The organism is Methanobrevibacter sp. 87.7 (assembly GCF_002208625.1).
In the GTDB taxonomy this organism is placed as follows: domain Archaea; phylum Methanobacteriota; class Methanobacteria; order Methanobacteriales; family Methanobacteriaceae; genus Methanarmilla.
In genome coordinates, this window is the sequence record NZ_MRCT01000147.1 from 1 (window position 1) to 4,317 (window position 4,317).

5 protein-coding genes are annotated in these 4,317 nt (G+C 23.2%); all 5 read left to right on the forward strand.

Translation table 11 applies throughout. The annotated features are described in order from the left end of the window. Positions 1 to 301 precede the first annotated feature (301 nt). The 5 genes from BGI41_RS08390 (at position 302) to BGI41_RS06860 (ending at position 4,287) form a co-directional block, all read left to right on the forward strand. Positions 302 to 475, forward strand: a complete 174-nt coding sequence (locus tag BGI41_RS08390; RefSeq protein WP_158211973.1) for a hypothetical protein — start codon at positions 302 to 304, stop codon at positions 473 to 475. Between the two features lie 170 nt (positions 476 to 645). After that, positions 646 to 1,011 (forward strand): hypothetical protein, encoded by a 366-nt coding sequence (locus tag BGI41_RS06845; RefSeq protein WP_088539805.1) that lies wholly within the window; start codon positions 646 to 648, stop codon positions 1,009 to 1,011. After that, entirely contained in the window at positions 1,008 to 1,472 is a 465-nt protein-coding gene (locus tag BGI41_RS06850) for a hypothetical protein (RefSeq protein WP_088539807.1), read from the forward strand. Before BGI41_RS06845 ends, BGI41_RS06850 begins: the two co-directional genes overlap by 4 nt. A gap of 540 nt (positions 1,473 to 2,012) precedes the next feature. Next, on the forward strand, positions 2,013 to 2,606 hold the full coding sequence (locus BGI41_RS06855; protein ID WP_088539809.1) for a hypothetical protein: 594 nt from the start codon (positions 2,013 to 2,015) through the stop codon (positions 2,604 to 2,606). A 469-nt stretch (positions 2,607 to 3,075) separates the two neighbouring features. Next, positions 3,076 to 4,287, forward strand: a complete 1,212-nt coding sequence (locus BGI41_RS06860; RefSeq protein WP_088539811.1) for a GMC family oxidoreductase N-terminal domain-containing protein — start codon at positions 3,076 to 3,078, stop codon at positions 4,285 to 4,287. Positions 4,288 to 4,317: the final 30 nt, after the last annotated feature.

Genomic DNA, 4,317 nt, shown 5'->3' on the forward strand with positions numbered 1-4,317 from the left:
ATATTAATTTTTTAAATATCTTTTATAAATTTAAAATATAACTTTTTTTAAATGTTTCTTATAAAATAAACTAAAATTAAAATACAATCATTATCAATAGTTTTTATAAAAATTAATCAAAAAAATATTCAATTTTTAATAATATTTATGAAAATAAAAAGATTAATTAAAAATTAAAAAATTTTATTAAAAAACTCTATTTAGCTTAAAAAAAACTTTTTACAAAAATATAGGTAATATTTAAATATAAATAAACACTGCAAGTCCAATAATTACATATATTGAAAGAAATAGAAATAATTTGAGAAAAATAGCATGTTTTGCTACTTGTAAAAGTTCAGGTGCAGAAAGAACATGCGAAAAAATATCAAAATTAGCAAGAAAAGAAAGTACTGCTAATCTATGTTTAACAGAACCAGATCTTAAAAATCCTAATGCAAAAATAAAAAGTTTTATAGAAACAATAAAATCTTAAAAATTATTTAAAAATATAACATAAAACTAAATTAAACTAAGTTATTAAAAAAAAATATTTTTAGATATTTAAAATAATAAAAACATTATAAAATTAATTAAAAATTAAAAAGAAAATAATTTATAATATTAATAACTAAAAAATTAATGTATATTTACAACGGTTTTAATATGAAATTAGAAACTATTTTTGGAATAATTTTAATATTAATATTAGGTTTATTCCTTAATCCTTATATGAATGCAGGTTTAATAATCATTGGCTTAATACTTGGGCTTTTAAGTGGGAAAATAATTAAAGGATTTGTTATTTCTATTAAATCTGCATTCATTGGAGTATTAATAATAGATATAATATTCATATTATATGTAAGCGTTGTAGGGAGGCCTATGCAACCAATTGCAGGAGGAATTGGTGGATTTACAGTTTCTGGAAATAATTATTACATTCCAGTGATTAAACAATTAATCATATATACTCTTGCATGTGGTATTGCTGGAGGAGTTGGAGGATTAATCAGAAAGGTGGTTAAATGAATACAGACGAACTACATGACTTTGATTATATTGCATTTCTTATTGGAACTGCAATATTTGTATGTTTACCAATCTTAGGATACTATAGAAATATGGATTGGATAATTCCATTCTCAGCAATAGGTCCATTATACATTGGATATAAATCTAAAAATTACAAACAAGGATTTGTAGTTGGAGGTATTTCAGGAATATTCTTAAGCCTTGCTGTTATTTACGGATATCTTGGACCTTATACTACACCAATTTTTGATATATACACTATGAATGTACTTGTAATTGTAATATGTTTTATTATGGGAGGATTTATAGCAGATGTTGGAACTTTATTTAAATCCAACAGAGAAAAAGCATTAGAAATGGCAGAATCTGAGAAAAAAGGAAGTAAAAATATTAAAATTAAAAAAAGACCTATTGAACCTGGTATCAATAGATTAAAAAAAAGATTTGGTAAAAAATAAATCTTTTTTTATTTTTTAATTTAAATCTTATTTTCTAATGTTTTTTTATTTTTATTGAAACTAGTTTTAAACTTTTTTAACTTAAATTCATTAAGTTAAATTTTTCTTTTATTTATTAAATAACTTAATATCAAAGCTTTAATTATAAATTAAAGGTTTTTTCTTAAGTTTTTTATAAAATTTTACAAAAGCTTTATATATGATAATAAGTAATCTTATGTTTAAAGTTTATTATTTTATAAGAAATTTAAAGAAATTATAACTTATAACTTCGAATTTTAAAAAAAATAAATAAATTTTTTTATAAAAAAAGCCGTTATTATCCTTTTTAATATTAATAATCTTAAATTGGATTTATTAATTTAAATTATTTGGAAAGTGTGGAAGATAGAAGAAAAAAATAAAATATATATGTTATTTATAAATGTGAATATTATAATGGCTTTTTTTATTGTTGGGGATAGATAAATTAAGATTTTTAATAATTTGAAGTTATATTAATTAAATATATGTTATGTTATTTGTAAAGAGGTAATTATTATGGATAATAACTCTAAATCATTTTTATTATTAATTTTTATAATTATTATATCAGGTGTTCTTTGTATAGCTGCTGTATATGCTACTGTTAGTGAAGAAAGTTTAGATAGTGGTGATAATAGTAGTAGCAACAATAACACAATTTTAGGAGATAACAATGGAGAGGTAAATACTTCAGATCAATCTGATAACTCTTCTGCTCAAAATATTTCAACTATTACTGTTAATATGAAACCTAGTGTTGAAACTGGTTTAGAATATAAACATTATACAAGAACTTGGGTAAATTACTGTCCATTTTGTCATAAATTTGGAACATTAACTGATACACCTAAAGATATTCATAGAAATACTACTGTTCCTGAAGGGGAAATTACTTGTGATATGTCTAAAGGTGGATGTGATGCAGATTTTGATGGAGTAAGTGGAAAAGATAAACTTTGGAGAGATGTTTATTTAACTCCTGCAGATGGAAATCAAATAATCACCCTTGATAATGGTACTATTATTCAAAATAATGGATTAAGTAGAAAAGAAAATATTAGAAATGCACAATTTGCAATTTTAAATCAAGAAAACGCTGAATCAGCATAATATTTATTTTTTAAATATTATTTGATTTAATATTTTTTTATTAAATTGTTTATATTTGATTTATTTTAATAATTAATTATTAAATTATTTTAAATTTGTTTTGTTTGTATTTAATTTAATATTTTTTTATTAAATTCTTTATATTTAATTTGTTTAGTAATTAATATTGATTAATTTAATTGCTTTATCGTGTTTATTAAATGATTTTATAGTTAATTTCTGTTAAATACCTTAATATACTTATTAAATAATATAATAATTATAAATTATCAGATTTTTATAAAATTTTTTATATTTTAGCTATTTTTTTAATTTTTACTAAGAATTTTAATTCTATTTAAATTAAATCCTATTAATTTATATATTTTAATAAAGTAAGTAGTATTATAACAATTGTTATTTATAAATTTTTATTTTAAAAAATTAATATAATTTATTGTTAAATATTATTTTTTATTGGAGTGATAAAATGGTACTTATTGTTGGTTCCGGTGCAGGAGGAGGAATTCTAGGTTTAGAACTTGCAAAAGCAAATATTCCTGTAACCATTATTGAAAAAGGACCACTAGTAGATAGTAAAGATGCATTTGATTATTATAACGATCCTGTTGAAGGTATGGATTTACTTGCTACTACATGTGTAGGAGGTAATACAATAGTCTCAGCTGGTAATGGAGTTAGATCATGTGAAGACATGTTAGCTGAATATGGCATTGATTTATCTGAAGAATATGATGAAATTGAAAAACAAATTAACATTCATCAAATGGATGATAGTCATATTGGTAAAGGAACTAGATTATTCATTGATTCTGCAAAAGAATTAGGTTTAAATGTTTCTAAAATGCCTAAATTTATTTATGAAGATAAATGTATTCAATGTGGTAAATGTGCATATGGTTGTCCAAATAATGCTAAATGGACTTCTGCTGACTTTGTAAAAGAAGCTGTTGATAATGGAGCAAAATTGCTTACTGATTCTCCAGTAACTAATGTTTTAGTTGAAGATAATAAAGTAGTAGGTGTAGAAATTACTAAAGAAGATGGTAGTACTGAAACTATTAAAGATGATATAGTAGTTTTATCTGCAGGTGCTGTAACTGATGCACGTCTTCTTCAAAGATTAGGTATTCCAGCAGGTCAACAATTTACTACAGATCCATTTGTAAGTGTTGGTGCTGTAATTAAAGGTATTGGATTTAATAAAGAAGTTACTATGAATGCTTTAGTAAAAGGAGAACATTTTGTACTTGCACCTCATTATTCATCTAAATATTTAGATAGTCGTGTTGCAGATGATGATTTAAAACCAGAAGATATTCTTAGTATTATGGTTAAAATCCCTGATGAAGGTTTAGGTTATGTAAATGCTGATGAAGTTGTTAAATACAATTCAATAAGAGATGTTCAGTATCTTGCTGAAGGTGCTGCTACTGCAGGTGCTATTTTACAAAATGCTGGTGCTGAATCTATTTATGTTTCAACAGTATTTAGAAGTGCTCATCCAGGAAGTACAGCTCCTATTGGAACTATTGTAGATAGTAATCTTAAAACAAAAATTGAAGGTTTATATGTATCTGATGGAAGTGTTTTCCCAAGAGCTCCAGGTGCACCACCTATTTTAGCAATTCTTGCATTGTCTAAAAGACTTTCAAAATATTTAATTAAAGAATTAAACTAGTTTAATTCATTTATTCATATAGATTTTTTC

What these genes read in the sequence shown, in the direction of transcription:
- BGI41_RS06845 (WP_088539805.1), top strand. Translation starts at nt 646, where the DNA reads ATGAAATTAGAAACTATTTTTGGAATAATTTTAATATTAATATTAGGT.
- BGI41_RS06850 (WP_088539807.1), top strand. Translation starts at nt 1,008, where the DNA reads ATGAATACAGACGAACTACATGACTTTGATTATATTGCATTTCTTATT.
- BGI41_RS06855 (WP_088539809.1), top strand. Translation starts at nt 2,013, where the DNA reads ATGGATAATAACTCTAAATCATTTTTATTATTAATTTTTATAATTATT.
- BGI41_RS06860 (WP_088539811.1), top strand. Translation starts at nt 3,076, where the DNA reads ATGGTACTTATTGTTGGTTCCGGTGCAGGAGGAGGAATTCTAGGTTTA.